Origin of the sequence: Planomicrobium sp. MB-3u-38, from assembly GCF_002836425.1 — a bacterium.
In the GTDB taxonomy this organism is placed as follows: Bacteria; Bacillota; Bacilli; order Bacillales_A; family Planococcaceae; genus Planococcus; species Planococcus okeanokoites.
The window spans coordinates 63012-84415 of record NZ_PJBO01000023.1; the positions used below are offsets into that span (position 1 = coordinate 63012).

The following is a 21404-nucleotide window of genomic DNA, read 5'->3' on the forward strand; positions in this document are numbered from 1 at the left end:
GTTGGTCTTAACAATGTATTCCTGTTATTAAAACATTTAAAACATTGAGCAACTGTTTCAGAAAGTTTATAATCATTGGTCCCGGCACTAAGTGCTTTGGACTAAAGATGTTTAATTATATGGTAAAATAGAATCATTGGACGAGAGGAGTTTTTATATGGATACACAAGCTTCCATCAATGTGGGGGGACTGAGTTTTGAATGGGATCTCGAAAAAGGCAAATTCTTATTCGAAGGTCAGGATTCTGTCCTTTTTTGGACTTCCACAGCGATGAAAATGTTTTTTGATACGATAGAAGAAATAGCGGGGGAAGATGCAGCGGAAGTCGTAATGGAAACGACCGGATATCGTCAGGGAATAGTAGTGGGCGATTATTTTTCCGAAATGCAGAATGTGGAAATCGCAGAAGCGGCAGCATTGATTACCAATACATATGCCTCAGCGGGTTGGGGAGTAGCGGAGACGCGAAAGCTGAAAATCGAACAGAAGACAGTGGAGGTCCACTTGAAAGACAGCTGGGAGCATGCCATTAATATCGCCCAGCATAAAAAGGTCGGCGGAAGATTCCTTCCAGCCCATTACGCCGGAATTTTCACCAAGCTTTTTGGTGAAAATATATGGTATGACGTAGAGCATTTTCAATTGGAAGGTTTCAATGAAACGGTCATCCGCTATTTTCCTTCCGATGAAACCATAGAAGAAAACATTCACAGATTGGCACGTTCTAAAGAAGCGAAGCAAATCCGGCATCTGCAAAATCTGGTGGATGAAAAGACAGCTGAATTGACCATGCTGGTCAAAGAATTATCTTCACCGATCATTCCGGTGCTGGATGGCATTGTAGTGGTGCCGCTGCTTGGAACATATGATGAGGAACGGGCAGAGGAGCTGTTGATCAAAACATTGCAGAACCTGCCGACGCATAAAGCGAAGTATCTGGTTCTTGATCTGACCGGCCTGAACAATAATTTTACGCAGCAAGCTGCCGCGCTGATCGAAAAGCTCGGAGCCACAGCCGGACTCATCGGAACAGAAACGATCCTGGTGGGGATTTCACCCAAAATGAGCATGGTGATTTCTGAAAGTGGAATTGAAATTTCTAAATTCGATTGCTTCCAGACCCTGCAGCACGGCATTCATTTCGCATTGGCACAGAACGGAAGAAGCATAATATAGGAAAAGCGGAAACGGCCGTTCAGCTCGGACAAGCGTAAGACGATCTGGCGAAGCGGCATGTTCACAGCCGCATAGCCAGAGTGGCTTACGACTCGAGGAGCTGGCCGTTGAAGTCTGGACAGAAATTAGCTCCTTTTGAAGCCTGCTCAGATATTGGAAGTATAATTTCTTAACCCATAAGAAAAGCGCCCTAAAGTTCAGGGCGCTTTTTCTTGTTTATTTTTGTGTTTTAATGATTTCAACGATTAATTTAGTGGCCTTTTCCATATTCTCAGCGGATATGAATTCGTATTTGCCATGATAATTTTCTCCGCCAGTAAAAATATTCGGCGTCGGCATTCCCATATAGGAAAGCTGGGAGCCATCAGTGCCGCCGCGGACAGGTACGATGTTTGGCTCAATACCAAGTGTTTTCATGGCATTTTCAGCAGCGTCTACAATATGCATGACCGGCTCGATTTTTTCTCTCATATTGTAATACTGGTCTTCCAATTCCAGTGTCAGTGCTTCTGCGCCATATTGTTCCTGCAATTTTTCGGCTGTCTGCTGCATGTGCGATTTTTTCGCTTCGAATTTTCCTTTATCGAAGTCTCGGATGATATAACTCAATACCGCTTGTTCCACGTCACCTTTAAAGCTGTTCAAATGAATGAATCCTTCGTAGCTTTCCGTCTTTTCAGGAACTTCATTTTCAGGCATGGCATTCTGGAATTGGATGGCGATGGTGGAAGCATTGACCATCTTGTCCTTTGCAGACCCTGGGTGGACACTTTTTCCTTGGACAGTCAGTTTTCCTGCTGCGGCATTAAAGCTTTCGTATTGAAGTTCACCCAGCGGACCGCCGTCCATCGTATAGGCGTATTTGGCGCCGAAGCGTTCAACATCAAACTTATGGGGGCCGCGTCCGATTTCCTCATCCGGTGTAAAAGCGACGCGGATTTTGCCGTGTTCGATTTCAGGATGCTGGACGAGATACTCCATCGCTGTCATTATTTCAGCGACACCGGCTTTATTGTCAGCGCCGAGAAGAGTCGTGCCGTCTGTCGTAATCAGTGTATGGCCGACATAATTCTGCAGATCCGGAAAATCTTTGACTGTCATCGCAACTGAATCACTGAGTGGAATATCTTTTCCATCATAATTATCGATGCGCTGCGGATTGACGTTTTTGCCTGTAAAGTCAGTAGCCGTATCGACGTGGGCAAGAAAGCCGATTACCGGAAGCTCTTTATCTGAAGTGGCTGGAAGCGTGCCGAAAAGATAGCCGTGATCGTCCATTGAGACTTCTTCCAGGCCGATTTCATTCATTTCCTTTTCCAATTCATGCAGCAGATCCCACTGCCCGGGAGTGGATGGTGTTTCATGGTTTTCAAAATTGGATTGCGTATCTATTTTTGCATAGCGGATCAATCGTTCGATCAAGGTTTCAATCATGTATAAAGACCTCCTGGAGTATGTACTGGCTCTATTTTACCACGAATGAAAAGAATAGAGGAAATCTGAAAAAGCTGCCGGCCCCAATTCGGGATCGGCAGCAATTTTCTTTTGTCCAATCTCCAGAGCTTAACGGGCGCTTGCGCTTTTCTTCCGCAATACAGCTGAGACCTTGTTTTCGGTGCCGTCTTTTATGCGGCGGATATTTTCGAGATGCTTCAAAAACGCCATCGCAATCAAGGCAAGTGCTATAACATATGGCCAAAAGCCGTCTGCCGGCCAGAAGGCGATCAGAAGAAAAACGGCATATAAAGCAAGTACGCCAATGACCAGGTAATTGGTCGCTAGGGCGATCACTATAAGCAGAGCGAGACCGAGCAGTCCAAGTTGCCAGTCGAGTGCGATCATGACCCCGATAACAGCGGCGGTGCCTTTGCCGCCATTGAACTTCATATAGAAGGGGAAGTTATGGCCAAGCACTACCCCGGCCGCGATAAAGAATAAAATCGCCCATACTGTCTCAGCAGGCAGACTGCTGTTTCCCAAAAACAACCGCATCGCGAGAACTGCCGCAAATCCTTTGAAAATATCAAGAAATGCGACCAGTGCCCCGTACTTCCAGCCAAGAACGATTGCCGCATTGGATGCGCCGGAGTTTTTGACGCCTGCTGACTTGATGTTGGTGCCGGATAATAATTGCGCGACAAGGGAGCCGTGAAGGCAACCGATCAAATAACCTGCTATAAGTGCGGAAAAAATCCAGAGAGTCATAATTTACCCCTGCCTTTCTTAAATAGTAAACGTATGAACGGAGATAAAGTTTCAAAATTATCCGACAAGCTCCTTGACAAAATATCGTATCATTATTTATACTTCTCAACAAGATGGAAAACTGAATCTGAATACTCTTATCAAGAGTGGCGGAGGGACTAGGCCCTGCGATGCCCGGCAACCACCAAGCAACCCAGCTTGGAAAGGTGCTAATTCCTACAGACTGGAACGACAGTCTGGCAGATGAGAGGAGGAAACTCCGTGTATAACGGCCCTCTTCTAATTAGAAGGGGGCCTTTTTCTATTCCCTCATCTACATTAAGATCCATCTACTAAAATTAATGGAGGAATGAAAAATGACAAAATTCAAAGCAGAAACAAACTTACTTCACGGAGGCCAGCAGCCGGATCCGGTGACAGGCTCAAGGGCGGTTCCCATCCATAAAACGACATCATATGTATTCCGTGACACTGAACATGCGCAGAATCTGTTCGGATTGAAAGAGGCAGGAAATATTTACTCACGCATCATGAATCCGACGGTGGATGTATTTGAACAGCGTGTTGCGCTTCTTGAAGGCGGGACAGCGGCAGTTGCCCTGTCTTCGGGAATGGCGGCTATCGCGTTTTCAATCCTGAATATCGCGGAAGCGGGGGATGAAGTTGTTGCCGACAGCAATCTTTATGGGGGCACGTATAACTTATTCGCCAACACGCTGCCGCGTTACGGCATCACTGTCAAATTCATCGACGGCGCTGACCCTGAAAATTTCCGTTCGGCTGTAACCGACCGGACGAAAGCTTTCTTCGGCGAAACAATCGGCAATCCGAGCCTGAATGTATTCGATGTGGAGAAGGTTGCAGCAATTGCGCATGAATTCAATATTCCTTTATTGATTGATAATACATTCGCGTCTCCATACGGCAGCAATCCGATCGCGTTTGGAGCGGATGTTGTCATCCATTCAGCAACCAAATGGATTGGCGGCCACGGCACAACGATCGGCGGTATCGCGGTGGATGGCGGCAAGTTCAATTGGAATCATGAAAGATTTCCGAATTACACAGAGCCTGACGACAGCTACCACGGCATCCGCTATGGAATAGACTCGGAAGGCGCGTCATTTGCAACCAAATTGCGCGTTCAATTATTGCGTGATTTTGGCCCATCGCTCAGCCCGGACAGTGCCCACGCATTTTTACAGGGGCTGGAAACATTGCATTTGCGTCTGCCGAAACACAGCAGCAACGCGGGAATCATCGCTGACTACCTTAAAAATCACCCGCAGGTCGAATGGGTGAATTATATCGGCTTCGAAGATCATCCGTCTCACGGCTTAGCGAAAAAATATTTGAAAGATACATTCGGTTCCATCGTGAACTTCGGCATCAAGGGCGGCAGGGAAGCAGGCCGGAAAGTGATCGATGGTGTCGGTTTATGGTCTCATGTGGCGAATGTCGGGGATGCCAAATCACTGATCATCCATCCAGCTTCCACAACGCATCAGCAATTAAGCGCGGAAGGATTGGAGCAGTCGGGCGTCACTGAGGAACTGATCCGCTTGTCGGTCGGCCTGGAAAATCCTGAAGATTTGATTGCTGATCTGGAACAGGCTATTAAAGCGGCGGCAGTCCAGGAAGTATAGGAGGAGAAACAATGGGGAAAGTATCCATCGGAAGCTTGGTTTTGGAATCCGGTCAAGTGCTGGAAAGAGTTGAATTGGCATATGAGCGATGCGGAAATCCTTCCGGCCCGGTCATCCTGGTTTGCCATGCATTGACCGGAGACCAGCATGCGGTCGGCAGTGAAGAAAATCCCGGGTGGTGGAGTGGCTTGGCCGGTCCTGGCAAAGCTTTGGATAGCGCCGAATTCCAGATAATCACTTTCAATGTGCTGGGTGGCTGCAATGGATCCACAGGTCCACTCTCCTTGAATCCGGTTACCGGCAAAACGTATCGATCAGATTTCCCGTTGCTGACCATAAAGGATATGGTGCATGCCGAATATCTGGCATTAAAAAAATTGGGCATCGCCAAACTGAAAGCTGTAATCGGTGGTTCGCTCGGCGGCATGAAAGCACTCCAATGGGGTGCGCTTTATCCGTACTTCACGGAATCCATCATTCCGCTCGCTGTGACCCCGTCTTTCAGCGGGTATGCATTAGCGTTCAACCACTTGGCAATCCAGGCTATCGAGAATGACCCCGTATTCCGAAACGGCTATTACGAAGGTTCCTCTGATTTTAAAGGATTTCATTTGGCAAGAACTGTCGGCATGATCAGTTACAGGAGCGGGAAACTGTTCAATGACCGTTTCGGACGCTCCGCAAATGAAAAAAAATTTGAAGTCGAAGCTTATTTGGATTATCAGGGACAGAAGCTGGCGCGGCGGTTCGACGCCAATAGCTACCTGATTTTGCTGAAAGCCATGAATAGCCATGATGTGGAGCAACAAAGAATAAGCGTACCGATATTTTCTGTTTCGTATACTAATGATTTGCTTTATCCCGCAGATCTTATGATTCCTTGGCTGGAAGAGCAGGAAGAGGCCAAGTGGAAAATTGTTGATACTGATTTCGGGCATGATGGATTTTTAACGGAGTTCGGGAAGTGGAGCGGAGCTGTACGGGAATTTTTACACGAAGATCAGCGGGTAAGAGCCGCACGATAATAAATGGAACAAGAAAAGCATCCCGTTTTTGGGATGCTTTTCTTCAGGCTGTCAAGAAACATCATCTGCTTCAATTATTTTGTTGCATATCTTTTAATATCTCGAAGCTAGTGCAGGAGCACCTCTTTGCCGTTCGCTGCTTGCTGCTGCATATTATATTTGTAAAAGCATGTGAATATTTTTTCTGGAAAACCAAACTGATAAGATTACTCTTTGTAGAAAGCTCCTCTGAGATATGGAGCAAAACAGCGAGACTCCCAAGGGAAAAGAAACGGAGTTGGTTTCCAACTCCGTTTCGAGCGAAGTGCTGAGATCCACTCGGGCGAAGGGGACCGAGACCGAGTTAGCTCAGCGCAAGCCCCTAGGAAAGCGAAGCTGTTTTGAGCAATATCGGTTACTTATCTTTATCTTGTCTGCTCAATCTTCATCCTTAATATCCACATCATCCGGAATTGGTGTCGCTTTCCATTCCTCAAGCTGCTGCTTGGCGAGTTCCAGCTGTTGAAAATGTGTTTCGAACTGAGAGGTGTTGACCATGTATTGTTCTCCATCGTGCACTGCTTTGATACGTCCTTCGAGTATATAGCGGTTAATTTGCTCTTGCGGCATGGACAAATAAGCAGCAGTTTCCGGGACTGTCATATACATTCGATCGCCTCCTCTTTTTCTTTTATTATAATCCCTGAAGAGCAGTATCTCAAACGATTGAAATAATGGTATGGTATTTGATATAACTGGGAATTCGAGGTGCAAAACATGAATGCAACACCATACATAATGGTGCTGCTTGCTGCGATGCTCTGGGGCACGACCGGCACAGCACAAAATTTTATAGCAGGGGAAGCGCATCCGCTGACAATCGGTGCATTCCGGTTGATGATTGGCGGTTTTTCACTGCTTCTTTTTACATTAATAACGAAAAGTTTCATTGTTCGCAACGTTTCATGGCCGGCTGTCCTTGTTTCAGCAGCCAGTATGGCTTTATTTCAACCGTTATTCTTTTCGTCTGTTCAATTGACCGGCATCGCAATCGGTACTGTCGTGGCAATCGGAAGTGCGCCGGTGCTGGCAGGATTGATTGAATGGCTTTTTTTGAAAAGGCGTCCTGATCGCGTTTGGACTACGGCGACGATGCTGTCGATCATCGGCTGTATTTTGCTGTTCGCCAATAAAGGCGCTGCGGAAGTTGATGCGCTGGGTGTAGCAATGGCTCTTGGTGCTGGACTTGCGTTTGCGTTGTATGCCATTGCCAGCAAGAACGTCCTGGAATCGATGGAGGCGGTGCCGGCAGTGGCGCTCATTTTTTCAGTTGCCGCTGTATTCCTGATTCCTTCATTATTCTTTTTTGACATTTCCTATATATTGATTCCAGGAGATGCTGGAATCATCTGTTATCTTGGTTTTGCCACTACAAGTCTTGCCTATATATTATTTTCAAAAGGATTGAAGAAAATACCATCATCATCAGCCGTCACCCTATCTTTGGCAGAACCGCTTACTGCTTCGATACTCGGTGTGCTGGTGGTGGGTGAAGTCCTGAGCTGGCTTTCGTGGACAGGTGTTGTTCTGCTGCTTGGAGGTATTTTGGTTCTGACGATGGGAAAGAAAAGAAAAGCTGAAGACAATTATGAGTTTTCTTAATGAATGACAAATTATCACTGATTAGTTTTAAGGGGCTTAAAAGGAGTTTTTCTGTGTCTAGACTCCAACTGCCCAGCTCTTCGGGTCATAAGCCAGCCCAGCTGCCGTGGCAAGGAACGCCACTCTGCTGTTCTGTCTTATGCCTTTCAGAGCTTAACGGGCGTTGTCGCTTTTCTACTGTCCAGACTCGAGCGGCCCGGCATAGAGCGCTAAATAATTTATCGGTCTTCAATGCTGCTCCTGCATCGCTGCGCTGCTTCGTCGCAAAGAGGTGGTCCAAAAAGGTTTTGGCCACCTCTTGCTTGCGCTTTTCTTAAGAATTTCTTCACTTTTATCCTAATATACGCTTAAGATTTTACCTTTATGATGAATATAGTGAGAAAAGAGGGAGATTGTATGAGTCAATTTACTGTATTAGTGACTGATGATGATCAGGATATTCGGGACGGCATTGAAATTTACTTAAAAAACGAGGGATACCGGGTGCTGAAAGCCGAAAATGGGCAACAGGCGATCGAGCTATTGGAATCCAATGAAGTGCATGTCATTATTCTCGATATTATGATGCCGCGGCTGGATGGGATTTCGGCTACATTTAAAATAAGGGAACAGCGTAATATCCCGATCATCATGCTCAGCGCTAAAGCGGAGGATTCGGATAAGATACATGGCTTATCAGTGGGAGCGGACGATTATGTAACCAAACCTTTTCATCCGATGGAATTGGTGGCAAGGGTCAAATCTCAACTCAGACGTTACGTGAGCCTCGGTACTTACCAGGATAAGTCACAGCGTATTGAAATCGATGGCCTTGTCTTGGATTCGGATGCGAAAGAAGTATTGCTCCACGGAGATACGGTGAAATTGACGCCGATTGAATTCAAAATCACTGAACTGTTGATGGTGAATGCGGGCCGTGTGTTTTCAATCCGCGATATTTATGAAAGAGTATGGAATGAACCGGCTTACAACGCGGAAAACATTGTTGCTGTCCACATACGGAAAATCCGCGAAAAAATTGAGACTGATCCAAAAAATCCAAGATATCTGAAGGTGGTGTGGGGCATTGGCTACAAAATTGAGAAATGATCTTTGGTCGATTATTGCAGTGACAATTGCTTTGTTTACACTTCTTTATTGTTTATCGTTCTTTATGGAAACCGTTTTATATAGTCCTGCGACAGAATTATTGGCATCACTTCGAACGGTGTCCAAAGGGGAAATTTAAAGATGAAAAAGTGGCTTTGGCTTACGACAATATCAATTGTCTTGATCAGTGTTTTCAGCGTAATGGAGCTGGGTCCGAAATATTTTGGCAAATCGTACCTGGAAACTGCTGACTTTAAGGAAGAATACAGATACTTTGTGAATCGATTGATTGTTACAGAACTGGATCCGCCAGAAGCGGAAACCGAATTTCCGGTTACAATGGAAGAAATTGAAGAGTATCGGACCAGATACGGCACATTAGCTGAGCAGATCCAAAGCATACAGGATCAATACAACCCGGATATAGAATATGCCCGGGAAAATGACAACGACAGTCTCGTGGAAATATTGTCGGAAGAACGCGACAGCAAAATACAGGCGATCCGTGATAATTTCGCAGATGATGATACCGTCAGGGAAAAGATTCTTGAAGATAAACAGCGTGCTGCGAAAGTTGCAGTAAATGGCATCATGAACGAACAAGGCAGCTTCAATGCACAGTCTCCCTATTATGTTTACGATTTGACGAACATCGAGACAGGGGAGAATTTCAAAAAGGGCGATTTAAGCAACCGGGCGTTTTTCGAAAAGAAATATTCGAATGCCGCACCGCTTCAATTCAATGGTGAAGAGCTGTTTTATTCCAATTACAATAACACTGAAATGATGATTCCAGTTTCAAATGCTGAATTTAAAGGAGTCGTACAGATTGACCGGTCCCTTTTGGCTGCAAGCGATCGGGGTGCTGCCATTGTAGGGCATGAATACATCAAAAACACATTATATCTATTAGGGGCTTTAGCGATTGCAGGCATCGTCCTGCTCTTTACAAAGCTGAAATTCGAGCAAGCCGCATTTTTAAAAATGCCTTTATACAGGAAGTGGACAGAATGGCCGCTTGAAGTGAAGTTGGGACTTTTCGCTGTCACCATATTATTTGCATTGCCATACGGTGTAGCAACTTCTCTCGGAATAATGGAATACACATTCTACGATGGGCTTACTTCATTCGTCTGGAATACGTTGAAGAATTTTGTATTGAACACAATTGTGCTGGCATTGCTCATCCTTCAGGGAATCTGGCTCTACACTTATTACAATAAATCGGATAAGTTGGTTGCCGACTTCAAAAGAAGCTATATACAGCGTTCGCTGCAGATGTCGCGTTACGCATTTTTGAAAAAATCGATCGGTGTCCAAATGCTGATTTTATTGGTTGTCATATTCTTCTGGGGGGCCGGGACAATGCTGTTGTTCATATTCCCGGCAGTGGTGCTCGTATGGGTGCCGGCGACACTTTTCATCGGGCTGCCGGTATTGCTGTTTATGATGAAGCGATTCGGCTATTTGAATGTTCTGATGGACAGTACGAAAGCGATTGCCGATGGGAGTTTGAATGAACAGATTCCTGTGAAAGGGAAATCTCCTCTTGCTCATCACGCCATCCAGTTGAACCGGCTGAAGGAAGGCGTCCGCCAGTCTGTATCGGAACAAGCGAAAAGTGAGCGGCTGAAAACAGAATTGATCACGAATGTCAGCCATGACCTGCGGACTCCGCTGACTTCGATCATCACTTATACAGACCTGATGAAGTCGCCGGAGCTTTCAGCGGAAGACCGGCTGATGTATGCCGATATTCTGGACAGGAAATCACAGCGCTTGAAAACATTGATCGAAGATCTTTTTGAAGTCTCCAAGATGGCCAGCGGAAATATGGAATTGCATCGCCAGCGTGTCGATTTTACGCAGCTGACGACTCAGGCATTTGCCGAACATGCGGAAGACATCTCTTCATCTGGCCTCGATTTCCGGATTTCAACACCCGAGCAACCCGTTTATATTATGGCGGATGGCCAAAAATGGTGGCGCGTGCTGGACAATTTAATCTTGAACGCCATCAAGTATGCGCTGCCGGGAACACGGGTGTTTGCCACTCTGAAAGAAAGGGATGGCCAGGCGGAATTCATCATGAAAAACGTCACCCGTTTCGAGTTGGGTGAGAACACAGATGAGTTATTTGAACGTTTCAAACGGGGAGATGTGGCAAGGCAGACAGAAGGTTCAGGTCTTGGACTGGCTATCGCACAATCCATTGTCGACTTGCACGGAGGCGCCATGAAAATCGAAGTGGACGGGGACTTGTTCAAAGTCACTGTGTCACTGAACAGTTTATAAAAATTGGGAAGGCTGTGTCCGAATGGACATGGCCTTTTTTGGGTTTCTTCTATTATTTATAAATGCCAGGTTTTGAAAAAGAGGAGCTAGGGGATAGAAGTTATGAACACAATAATTTTGAATGGAGGTCGACATATGGACACTAGAGGTTATTTCAATAATTTCATGAACGCGCTTCCTGAAATTCTCTTGGCGATTCTTGTACTTATTATCGGTTTTATTGTAGCCAAGATGGTGGAGAAAGCGGTTTACAAATTATTGGACAAAACTAAGCTTGATGAAAAAGCAGGGATGTCACAGCAGAAATACAGCCTGTCGAAAATCATCAGCAAAATTGTATTTGTACTGATTCTGCTTTTCACAGTGGCATTATTCTTCAATATCCTGAATCTTGGAGCCATTGGAGCACCATTCCTGGGCATCTTCGATAATTTATCTGGTGCGTTCCTCAGCATTCTAAAGGCCGCCTTGATTCTTTTATTGGCTTGGGTGCTGGCTACAGTTGTAAAACGCCTAATTTTAGTGGCAGGCAGAAAATTCGATTTTGGAAAAGTCACCAAAAAGACCGGTGCATCCAAAAAAGATACAGTCAAATGGACAGAGACGGCAGCGAATATCGCATTCTATCTGATCCTGCTGTTGTTTTTACCGGCAGTACTGAGTGCGTTGAATATCGACGGTCTTAGCGAACCGTTTTCGAACATGCTTGCAAGTGTCCTGAATTTCATACCGAAATTGATTGCAGCGGCAATCATCTTCGCCATCGGCTGGATCGCGGCAACCATCGTTAAAAAGATCCTTTCAAAATTCCTGGAGTCGATCGGGACGGATCGCTTAGCGTCAAAACTGAAAATTTCACAATTCTTCAGTGGCACAAGCGTATCGAATGTCATCGGCATCATCGCCTTTATCCTGATCATGCTGCCAGTAACGATAGCTGCCCTTGAAGTGCTTGCGCTTCGTGGAATTTCCGGTCCTGCAATCGCGATGCTGAATGATATTCTGACCATGATCCCGAATATTATCGTTGCGATCCTGCTGATTCTTGCCGGAATAATCATTGGCCGCTGGGTCAAAGATTTTGTGGTCCAATTGATGAAAAACCTTGGAGTGGATTCTCTTACTGAAAAAATGGGCATGAATAAAACCGCGGATCCGGACACAGATCCTTCTGCTTATTCACTGGCCAAAATTATCGGTGTAGTGGCACAGGTATTAATCATCCTTTTGTTCACAGTCGAAGCTTTGCAATTATTGAACCTGGAGTTCATGGTATCGCTGGCAACAGGAATCTTCGCATACATTCCTGCTGTTATTGCGGCATTGGTCATTCTGGCAATCGGCTTCTGGCTGGCGAACCTGGCTGAAGATTTTATCGGAAGTGTATTCAAAAAATCTTCCGGCGGCCCTCATGTCCTTCGCTATGTCGCCAAATATGCCATCCTGGCATTCGCTTTCTTCATGGCGCTTGACCAGTTGGGAATTGCGGCTTCCATCATCAATTCGGCGTTTATCCTGATACTTGGCGGAGCAGCCCTAGCATTCGGTCTGGCTTTCGGACTTGGCGGCAAAGAACATGCTTCACGTTATTTGGATCGAATGGAAAACAGCCTGAAAGAGACTGAAGTCGACAAAGAGAAATGGGAAGAGAAAAAAAGGGAACAGGAAGCCAAGAAAGTTGGATTGGCTAAAGAAGCAAAAGCGGCAGTCGACCCGATTGTAGAAAAAACTTCACCTGATGAGAGACATCCATTTGAAGGATCAAAAGATACAAAAGGTCCGACAACTGATTTCCCGAAGAATTTCAATCAAGACGCACATGATAGCTGGAACGGACGCAACCGGAACATGGACGATCCGTTCAACGATAAATAAGCACAAAAAGAAAAGGCGGCCGCGGCCGCCTTTTTTGTTTTCACTTTTTGTTAATCTTTCGGAGCGACCAGTTTATGCTGGAAGGCATAGATGACCGCCTGGGTCCGGTCATGGACTTCCAACTTCGCCAGCAGATTGCTGACATGGGATTTTACTGTCTTTAATGCTATGTAAAGCTCATCGGCAATTTCCTGGTTCGTATAGCCGTGGGCAAGCAGCAGAAGAATCTCCATTTCCCGTTCGGTCAGATCTTCATGAAGCACACGTTCATGGCGCATCTGCTTCATCATTTTACTCATCACTTCCGGCTCGAGGACCGGGGTGCCATTCATTGTTTCGCGGATGGAGTCCGCGATCCGTGAAGCTTTAGAGGTTTTCAGAATATAGCTGACTGCGCCAGCTTTTAGCGCAGGATACACTTTGTCATCATCCAGGAAACTGGTGACGATCATGATTTTCGCTTCCGGCCATTCACGGATGATCGCATCTGTTGCCTCAGCGCCATTCATGACCGGCATGACCATATCCATCAGGATTACATCCGGGCGTAATTCGAGTGCCATTTCAACAGCTTCTTCGCCGTTTGCCGCTTCACCGGCGACTTCCATATCTTCCTGTGCCTGCAGATAAGCGGATACACCGATCCGGACCATTTCGTGGTCATCAACTAACAGAATTCGTATCATCCGGAATCTTCCTTTCAATAGGTACTTTCACTTCGACAATGGTTCCCTCGGAAGGAACTGAAACAATTTTGCTTGTAGCCCCGATTTCAATGGCACGTTCTTCAATGTGCTTTAACCCATAGGAAGTCGACTTTGATTGTTCGCTTTCAAAACCGACGCCGTTGTCCTGTATGCGTAAAATGGCGAAATTATCCCGTTCGATAAATAGAATGTGGACTTCGCTGGCTTTTGAATGGCGCAATGTATTGGACAGTGTTTCCTGGGCGATGCGGAACAGGTGGTCTTCGGCACCTTTTTGCAAAGGCACTTCTTCGAGTTTATGTTCAATTGTAAAATAGACTTTTTCCTTCAATTCGGACACCAACTCAAATAAACCTTGCCGCAAACTTTTATCGTGCAAAGCCGCCGGCCGCAGATGAAGCAATAAAGCCCGCATTTCGAGCTGCGCCTGCTGGACCATTTTTTCGGTTTGCAGCAAGCTATTAGAGACTTCTTTGCCTTCAGTCATGGAAGATAACAGCATGGAAGCTGCAAACAATTGCTGGGATACGGAATCATGCAGCTCCCGTGCCAGCCGCTGCCGTTCCATGACTAAGCGTTCCTGTATAAGCTGATCTTGAGTTTCAGCCCGTTCGTTGGCAATGCGTGTCAGGCTTTTTCGTTGGGATTCCAATAATTTTTGGAGTTTTAATATCGAAACGGAAAGTTGGGACGGCAACGTTTTCATTTGCGCAGCCTCTATGACGCTTTGATCTTCGTTGCGGAGCAGAGCCTGGAAAATCTCTTCGATGTCCCGGACTTTCGCGCGCGATAAAGACTCAGTCCACCAGGAAATTCCGGCAGACAGCGCCACCATCAAGACGAACAGCCAGACACCGAAGGGAAGGCCGGCTACAAAATCTTCCCACAGGACGGACCAGGTATTTACAGCAGGCAGGCCTAAAAGAGCCAATAAAATACTGAAGATGACAGCGGCGAACAAAGCCATGAAAAATAGGCTGCGAGGCAGGATCTGTCTCATCGGCGAATCACCTCGACATCCCCCATCCAGGTGGTGACGGAAACGATCAATTCCGTTTTTACATCATCGACGTGTTCGTAGCCGTCTTTGGTGTGGACAGAACCGTACCAGATCCGCTGCTTTTCGCCGTTGAAAAAGCGGGCATCCCCAAAAACAGTCGAATAGTAGACGCGAACAGGAACTTCGTACGGAACAATCAGGCGAACCCGGCCGAATCCCTGGCGAATCGATATCAGGGACGTTTGCTTTGGTAAAACGGTTTGCGTTGCATCAATCAATAGATCACCGATAAATCCTTGGACATGGATGTCTTTCCATTCGTAAGATTCAATTGGAGTTGCTTGTGCTGATAAGAATTTATTCTGGATCAGCCCTTTATCAACCGGACCTCGCATCGGCACTTCCTGCTGCCATTCCTCGCCTTTCCATAACCGGATCAAAAGATACACAGCCGCAGCCAGAATGAACAGGCGAAGGCTCCACATGGAAAGAATTGAAATTCCGATCAGGATAAAGCCTGTCCAGAAATAGGATTGCCGGTATTTGGGGCTGTTCTTATTGCCATAATAGATGAGTCCGATGCCAAGAAGAACCAAAAACACGCTGCCGTTGCCGAAAAAAGCAGCTTCCACGAATATGAGAAATAATGCGCTCAAGGCAAAAAATGCCTGTCTGTTGGTTGAGAAATAATTCATCGCGTTTTTGCCTCCTTCTTTGCAGCAGAAAAGTAAGAGGGAAATCCATCCCTCTTACTCTAGCTTACACAATTTCCTTGGATTTCGCGCTGTTTTTTTCCAGCGCTTCAAGACGGCGTTCCATTGTCGAACGCTCGTGGCGTTCTTCTACTTTATTGCCGAGGGATTTGATATAGCTGGCCATGTCATCAAACGAGCCGATCCGTTCAGCCACCAGTTCAGGGCTCAGGATTTTATCCATCTGATAATGTGCGCGGGTGGCGTTTTCCTTACCCATCAATTGCAGCTGGCGCACTTTCATATCTTTTACTTTATGTTTCATTTCTTCATAACGCTGCTCGAGTGCAACACTTTCAGCTGCATTTTCGTCAAGCGTCTTACGCAGTTCATCTACGCGTGAACTGTAAGCGGCGACTTCCTGTTCAGCGAATTGGGACAAGTCGCTTTCGCCTGCGGATTGAGCAAGTTCAGCTTGAGCCTGGCGCTTTTCAAGGAAGATTTGTGCTTCCTGCAATTCTTTTTCCAGCTTGGCGTGCAAGCTGGTTTGGCGTTCCAGCCATTTCCCTGCGGTCTCCGTCTCTTTCTCCGCTTCCTGAATATATTTATTCAGTAAACTGATCGGATTTTTTTCCTCTTTCTTATCGAGTAACGCATCCATGTCCGTCGCCACCGCGAATTTTAAACGCTGCCATAATGTTGTCATGTAATTTCCTCCTTATTTGTTCAGCTTTTGCCATTCTTTTTCAAAGTTGGTGAAAGGATCATTTTTAACTGACGGTGAACCCTCTTCTTCGTTCCATTTTCTGTAGATATACCAAAGCACTGCAATGGCCAATACACCGATGATTGCAGGTACATTGGAAATTGCGGATACCGCGCCAACTGCTGCAACAAAGCCCCACCAGATTTTAGCGGCTGTCGACATGCTTCTCAGGTAATAATGTACACCGATATAGATGATGACTCCTGAAAAAGCGAGGCCGATGATTGGCCCCAGATTCGAAAGGGCGATAATTCCGGCGATGATGCCGATGACTGTCATCCAAAACTTGTTCAAGTTATTTCCTCCTCTCAATTTGTAACTTAATCATATCAACGTTCAGAAAACCGCAACACGGTCTGTCACTGCATCTTTTACTCAGACTTGAGGCTTAGTCGCTTCCCGGTAGTTTACAGATGAGAAACGAAGGTATAATGAAATGTAAACAGGAAAGAGGTGAGGGTTTTGAAACAGATAGCTGCCGGACTTTTGGCCCTGCTGATCTACTGCGCTCTTGCAGGATACATAGGATGGGCCGTTTTTATATGGCTGACCAGTTTTTCATTGGTCATCAATGCATGGTTTTTCCTGTTATTTTGGGTCTTATTATCATTCAGTTATTTTATCGGCTTGCTGGGCCACAAATGGCTGGGTTTCACGATTGCTGGTTCATATTGGCTGGCTTTTTTCCAGTATGCGCTGCTGATCGTGCCGCTGGCTAATCTGGCAGTGATTGCCATCAGCCACCCACAGGATGTTCAATTTACAGGTACTGTGGCCGCTGCTCTCTTTCTGCTGATTTTTCTTTTCGGCACTTTTTTTGCCTACAGTCCAGTTGTCCGGAAACAAGAATTCACTGTAAAGGGCAGTGGGGAGGATTTGGATATCGTCATTGCTTCCGATTTCCATCTTGGTGTTCTATCAGGCAAACGGCACCTGAAGCGCTTTGTGGATTTAAGCAATAAACTCGAACCGGACCTGGTATTGCTTGCAGGGGATCTGGTGGATGACGATCCGATCTGGTATGCAAGATATGGCATGTCGGAAGTGATGCGCAGGCTGGAGTCGAAATATGGTGTCTTCGGAGTATTGGGCAACCACGAATATTATGGAAAGAAAATCCCGTTGCTTGTCCGTGTCATGGAAGAATCCGGCGTTTCGATATTAAGGGATGAGACGGTTGAGATTGCGGGTTCATTCAATCTGACCGGACGGGAGGAACGGACCAACGGCAAAAGGGATCTGCTCGAAAACTTAAAGCCTGCAAGCGGACTCCCATGGATCGTCATGGACCATACGCCGTCGGATTTGAAAACGCCGGTCGAGCTCGGTGTTGATTTTCATATTTCGGGCCATACGCATAAAGGGCAGATGTGGCCAAATCATTTGATTACAAAAAGAGTATTCGAACTGGATTATGGGTACCGTTTAAAAGAGGCCACTCATTTTCTGGTTTCTTCAGGCTTCGGCTTTTGGGGACCGCCAATCCGCATCGGGAGCCGATCGGAGCTGTGGTTCGTGAGGATGAAATTCGAAAATAAATGAATGGAAGTGTGGTTTAGATGGAAGCATGGATTACTTCTATAATGGAAGACTATGGATACATGGGGATATTTTTTCTGATTCTAATGGAAAATGTTTTCCCACCGATTCCTTCTGAAATTGTACTGACTGTCGGCGGATTTATGACAACCACTGCTGGATTGAGCGTGACAGGAGTCATCGCCGCATCCACTGCCGGCTCAGTTGCTGGAGCTGTAATCCTTTATTACATCGGAAGATGGCTGAGTGTGGAGCGCCTGGAAGGGCTAGTCGAAAAATATGGCAAATGGCTGCGTTTTAAAAAGGCAGATCTTCATAAAGCGGATGCCTGGTTTGACCGTTACGGCGTGTGGGCGGTTTTCTTCGGCAGACTGGTTCCTGTCGTCCGGAGCCTCATATCGGTTCCTGCTGGAATGTCAGGCATGAAAGTAAAGATGTTTCTATTATTTACAATTGCCGGAACGCTGATATGGAATACTATTCTTGTCGTTTTAGGCGCCGCGGTAGGAGAAAATCGTGAAGTGATCATGCGCCAGTTGGAACTCTACTCGAATGCGGTTTATATTTTATTGGCTGTGGGAGCGGTTGTCGGCATATGGATTTTCATCCGGAAAAGGCGTAAGGACTAGGAAGAACCACTTGAAATTGAAGCTGCTTACATAAATTGCTATAATAATTAGACAATTAGATTGGAGGATGTTTTATGAAGCCGATTGTTTATATCACCCGGAAATTGCCTGAGGAGGCGATAAAAGGTCTTGAAAATTCATACGAAGTACGGATGTGGCAGGAAGAGGAAAAACCGGTGCCGCGTGAAGTCCTCATGGAAGAAGCGAAGAAAGCATCTGCATTGTGGACGATGCTATCCGATCAGATAGACAGGGAATTGATAGAAGCGGCGACGGATTTAAAAATAATTGCCAATCTTGCGGTGGGGTATAACAATATTGATTTGGATGCGGCGAGGGAACGGGGAATTGCTGTGACAAATACACCGGAAGTGCTGACGGAGACGACGGCGGATCTGGCATTCGGTTTGCTGCTGGCGACTGCCAGAAGGCTGATCGAAGCGGAAAAAACAGTTCGTTCAGGTGAGTGGCAGTCATGGACGCCGATGGGGATGACTGGACAGGACGTCTACGGCGCAACACTTGGAATCATCGGCATGGGCCGCATAGGTGAAGGAGTCTGCAGACGAGCTGGCGGTTTTGATATGAAAGTGATGTACCATAACCGTACCCGCAGAAGCCTTGAAGATGTAGAGTATGCTGAACTGGATGAGCTGCTTTCCAAATCCGATTTTGTTATGATCCTTACACCTTTGACGGAAGAAACCAAAGGGATGATCGGCAAACGGGAATTGGATCTGATGAAGGATACAGCTTGCCTGATCAATGTTGCAAGAGGCGGTATCGTAGACGAAGACGCTTTATACGACGCACTCAAAGAACGAAAAATATGGGCTGCTGGATTGGATGTCTTCGAACAGGAGCCGCTTCCCCTCGACAATAAGCTGCTGGAACTCGATAATTTGACAGTGCTTCCCCATATCGGCAGCGCCGGCATCCGGACTAGGCACCAGATGATGGGGTTGAATGCCGAAGCGATAGCGGCATGTCTGGCAGGGCAATCAATAAAGAACAGGGTTTGTTGATGGACAAGTAATTTATTGTGTATCTGAAATAATGTATAAACAGCCGTTTCTGCGGCTGTTTTATTTTTATATAAAATTTATTAAAAACCCTTAATAGTCGATATTTCACAAAACAGCTGCGAAGACTCGAACGAAGCAACGCAGCGATGCAGGAGCACGGGTTTTCACGCTTGCTCACCAAGGCGTCTTCGCTGTTTTGCTCCGTATCTTTAGAGAATTCTCTCAGCAAAGGCGCGGCTCAGGACTGAGCGGAGCAATAAGACGAGTGGGCTCCTCGGCTTATTGTGGGAGCTTTGTCCATAGCGCCGAAGCGGCTTAACTATACAGATTCTTTACTTTTGCCTATATAGAAGAAAGTTGAAATTCACTGTGTTTTATTGTAAAATGGTTGAGGTTTTGAAGTCTTGATGGCTGAAGAAGCAAATTGAAGAATAGGGGGTATGATTCATGCAAAATCATACACACAACGTTTTACTTTATTACCTATATACACCGATTGAAGATCCAGCGGCATTTGCTGCTGAACATTTGGCTGCCTGCAAGGAGCTCGAATTGAAAGGACGCATCCTGGTGTCGGAAGAAGGCATCAACGGCACATGTTCAGGCACAATCGAGCAAACGGAAGCTTATATGGAAATGATGAAAAATGATGAACGTTTTTCAGAGATCGTCTTTAAAATCGACGAAGCTGATGGACATGCATTCAAAAAAATGCACGTGCGCGCGAAAAAAGAAATCGTTCACTTGGGACTTGAAGAAGATATCAATCCGAACGAATTGACTGGCACTTACCTGGAACCGACTGAATTCTATAAACGCATGCAGGATCAGGACACAATCGTCCTTGATGCCCGCAATGATTACGAATACGACCTTGGCCATTTCCGCGGTGCTATCCGTCCGGAGATTGAGAACTTCCGCGACCTGCCGGAATGGGTCAGAGATAATAAAGAAATGTTCGAAGGCAAGAAAATCCTGACGTATTGCACAGGCGGAATCCGCTGTGAAAAATTCTCCGGCTGGCTGAAAAGGGAAGGCTTTGAAGATGTGGCGCAGCTTCATGGCGGCATCGCTACCTACGGCAAAGACCCTGAAGTAAAAGGACAGCTTTGGGACGGTCAGATGTACGTTTTTGATGAGCGCATCGCAGTGCCTGTCAATCAGGTGGAGCATACAGTAGTCGGCAAAGATCATTTTACTGGCGAGCCATGTGAGCGCTATGTAAACTGTGCAAATCCTGAATGCAACAAGAAAATCCTCAGCTCCGAAGAAAACGAACATAAATATATGCGTTCTTGCAGTGATGAATGCCGTGAACACCCGCGCAACCGTTATGCATTTGAACATGGTTTGACAGGTTCAGAAGTTCAGGCAAGGCTTGACGCTTTAAAAGAAACATCTGAAGTTTAATGGCAGATGCTTATAACGGCAGGACAGAGTGACCAATGAAATGAAGCAAGGAAAAAACACCCCAAAGTCGTGTGGAACAGCAACGACTTTGGGGTGTTTTTCTGTTGAGGTACATAAAATGATTCAAGTTTTAGCTTTTTGGTTGTCCGGGTAAATAATAGTAAGTCGATAAATAGGAGGTTGATCAGTATGAAATCGAAAAACCGAGAATTTGAAGTGGTTTATACGGAACAGGAACTTGAAGAAAAAGTGGAAGAAATGAAATCGTGAGGTTATGACAAAAACGATATCCATGTTTTGGCGAATAATGCGGATATCCTCAATTCTGATGAAACACAGGAAGGAGTCCACACTCACGAAACGGAAACGATCACCGATAAATTCAAATCAGTTTTCACGGGCGAAGATGCAGTGCGCGAAGAGTTGAATGCATTGGATTTAAGCCAAACAGAAATTGATGAATTTCATGATATTCTCGATGATGACGGCATTGTGCTATATACAGACCATCGAAATGACACTCGAATATAGGAGAAAAAAGTACCGGACACCATTGTGACCGGTACTTTTATACTTCAGATTCTTTTTCTGCACAATTGAAACAGAAAAGTTCCCCTTCAATATACACTCCATCCAGGAAACCATCACGGCAATAAATTTCCTTCCCGCAATTCGAACAAATT

20 protein-coding genes and 1 riboswitch are annotated in these 21404 nt (G+C 45.9%); of the genes, 12 read left to right on the plus strand and 8 right to left on the minus strand.

The genetic code is table 11. The features are described 5' to 3' along the window. Positions 1-157: 157 nt before the first annotated feature. Positions 158-1177: an STAS domain-containing protein gene (locus CXF70_RS07050; protein ID WP_101802061.1), complete on the plus strand. Its 1020-nt coding sequence runs from the start codon at positions 158-160 to the stop codon at positions 1175-1177. A 216-nt stretch (positions 1178-1393) separates the two neighbouring features. Here the strand turns inward: CXF70_RS07050 and pepT are convergent, their stop codons facing one another. Both pepT and CXF70_RS07060 read right to left on the minus strand, forming a co-directional pair. After that, entirely contained in the window at positions 1394-2611 is a 1218-nt protein-coding gene (gene pepT, locus CXF70_RS07055) for a peptidase T (RefSeq protein WP_101802062.1), read from the minus strand. A 129-nt stretch (positions 2612-2740) separates the two neighbouring features. Then, positions 2741-3382: a glycerol-3-phosphate acyltransferase gene (locus CXF70_RS07060; protein ID WP_084244038.1), complete on the minus strand. Its 642-nt coding sequence runs from the start codon at positions 3380-3382 to the stop codon at positions 2741-2743. A gap of 134 nt (positions 3383-3516) precedes the next feature. Further along, positions 3517-3632, plus strand: a riboswitch (SAM riboswitch). A gap of 106 nt (positions 3633-3738) precedes the next feature. Between CXF70_RS07060 and CXF70_RS07065 the strand changes: the two genes are divergently transcribed. Together CXF70_RS07065 and metX are read left to right on the plus strand one after the other, a co-directional pair. Then, positions 3739-5028 carry an O-acetylhomoserine aminocarboxypropyltransferase/cysteine synthase family protein gene (locus tag CXF70_RS07065; protein WP_101802063.1) on the plus strand — a complete coding sequence of 430 codons (1290 nt, stop codon included), beginning with the start codon at positions 3739-3741 and terminating at the stop codon, positions 5026-5028. A gap of 11 nt (positions 5029-5039) precedes the next feature. Next, positions 5040-6053, plus strand: coding sequence for a homoserine O-acetyltransferase MetX (gene metX / locus CXF70_RS07070; RefSeq protein ID WP_101802064.1), 1014 nt, complete (start codon positions 5040-5042; stop codon positions 6051-6053). A gap of 417 nt (positions 6054-6470) precedes the next feature. On the opposite strand, the gene CXF70_RS07075 is transcribed toward metX, so the two are convergent. Next, positions 6471-6701, minus strand: a complete 231-nt coding sequence (locus tag CXF70_RS07075; RefSeq protein WP_084244041.1) for a helix-turn-helix domain-containing protein — start codon at positions 6699-6701, stop codon at positions 6471-6473. A 108-nt stretch (positions 6702-6809) separates the two neighbouring features. Between CXF70_RS07075 and CXF70_RS07080 the strand changes: the two genes are divergently transcribed. From CXF70_RS07080 to CXF70_RS07095, 4 genes are all read left to right on the plus strand, one after another. Beyond that, positions 6810-7694, plus strand: coding sequence for an EamA family transporter (locus tag CXF70_RS07080; RefSeq protein ID WP_101802065.1), 885 nt, complete (start codon positions 6810-6812; stop codon positions 7692-7694). A 396-nt stretch (positions 7695-8090) separates the two neighbouring features. Then, positions 8091-8783, plus strand: coding sequence for a response regulator transcription factor (locus CXF70_RS07085; protein WP_101802066.1), 693 nt, complete (start codon positions 8091-8093; stop codon positions 8781-8783). Positions 8784-8924: 141 nt separating this feature from the next. Further along, positions 8925-11078, plus strand: coding sequence for a HAMP domain-containing sensor histidine kinase (locus CXF70_RS07090; RefSeq protein WP_101802067.1), 2154 nt, complete (start codon positions 8925-8927; stop codon positions 11076-11078). A gap of 135 nt (positions 11079-11213) precedes the next feature. After that, positions 11214-12953: a mechanosensitive ion channel gene (locus tag CXF70_RS07095; protein WP_101802068.1), complete on the plus strand. Its 1740-nt coding sequence runs from the start codon at positions 11214-11216 to the stop codon at positions 12951-12953. 50 nt (positions 12954-13003) lie between these two features. Here the strand turns inward: CXF70_RS07095 and CXF70_RS07100 are convergent, their stop codons facing one another. From CXF70_RS07100 to CXF70_RS07120, 5 genes are all read right to left on the minus strand, one after another. Then, positions 13004-13639, minus strand: coding sequence for a response regulator transcription factor (locus CXF70_RS07100; RefSeq protein ID WP_084244046.1), 636 nt, complete (start codon positions 13637-13639; stop codon positions 13004-13006). Beyond that, complete coding sequence (locus tag CXF70_RS07105; protein WP_101802069.1) at positions 13617-14660, minus strand: sensor histidine kinase; 1044 nt, start codon at positions 14658-14660, stop codon at positions 13617-13619. The genes CXF70_RS07100 and CXF70_RS07105 overlap by 23 nt, the downstream gene beginning before the upstream one ends. Continuing rightward, positions 14657-15355 carry a cell wall-active antibiotics response protein LiaF gene (liaF, locus tag CXF70_RS07110; protein ID WP_101802070.1) on the minus strand — a complete coding sequence of 233 codons (699 nt, stop codon included), beginning with the start codon at positions 15353-15355 and terminating at the stop codon, positions 14657-14659. The genes CXF70_RS07105 and liaF overlap by 4 nt, the downstream gene beginning before the upstream one ends. A 64-nt stretch (positions 15356-15419) precedes the next feature. Beyond that, positions 15420-16058, minus strand: coding sequence for a PspA/IM30 family protein (locus tag CXF70_RS07115; RefSeq protein ID WP_084244049.1), 639 nt, complete (start codon positions 16056-16058; stop codon positions 15420-15422). Positions 16059-16070: 12 nt separating this feature from the next. Next, the gene (locus CXF70_RS07120) at positions 16071-16412 is read right to left on the minus strand and encodes a lmo0954 family membrane protein (RefSeq protein WP_101802071.1); all 342 of its coding nucleotides are present in this window, start codon (positions 16410-16412) and stop codon (positions 16071-16073) included. Positions 16413-16580: 168 nt separating this feature from the next. Between CXF70_RS07120 and CXF70_RS07125 the strand changes: the two genes are divergently transcribed. The 5 genes from CXF70_RS07125 (at position 16581) to CXF70_RS07145 (ending at position 21252) form a co-directional block, all read left to right on the plus strand. Continuing rightward, a complete protein-coding gene (locus CXF70_RS07125; protein WP_101802072.1) occupies positions 16581-17660 on the plus strand; it encodes a metallophosphoesterase in 1080 nt (359 codons plus the stop codon). 17 nt (positions 17661-17677) lie between these two features. Then, positions 17678-18286 carry a DedA family protein gene (locus CXF70_RS07130; protein WP_101802073.1) on the plus strand — a complete coding sequence of 203 codons (609 nt, stop codon included), beginning with the start codon at positions 17678-17680 and terminating at the stop codon, positions 18284-18286. A 74-nt stretch (positions 18287-18360) separates the two neighbouring features. After that, positions 18361-19311 (plus strand): 2-hydroxyacid dehydrogenase, encoded by a 951-nt coding sequence (locus tag CXF70_RS07135; protein ID WP_101802074.1) that lies wholly within the window; start codon positions 18361-18363, stop codon positions 19309-19311. Positions 19312-19758: 447 nt separating this feature from the next. Continuing rightward, the gene (gene trhO, locus CXF70_RS07140; RefSeq protein WP_101802075.1) at positions 19759-20721 is read left to right on the plus strand and encodes an oxygen-dependent tRNA uridine(34) hydroxylase TrhO; all 963 of its coding nucleotides are present in this window, start codon (positions 19759-19761) and stop codon (positions 20719-20721) included. A 297-nt stretch (positions 20722-21018) separates the two neighbouring features. Then, positions 21019-21252, plus strand: coding sequence for a general stress protein (locus CXF70_RS07145; protein ID WP_158241161.1), 234 nt, complete (start codon positions 21019-21021; stop codon positions 21250-21252). Positions 21253-21404 lie beyond the last annotated feature (152 nt).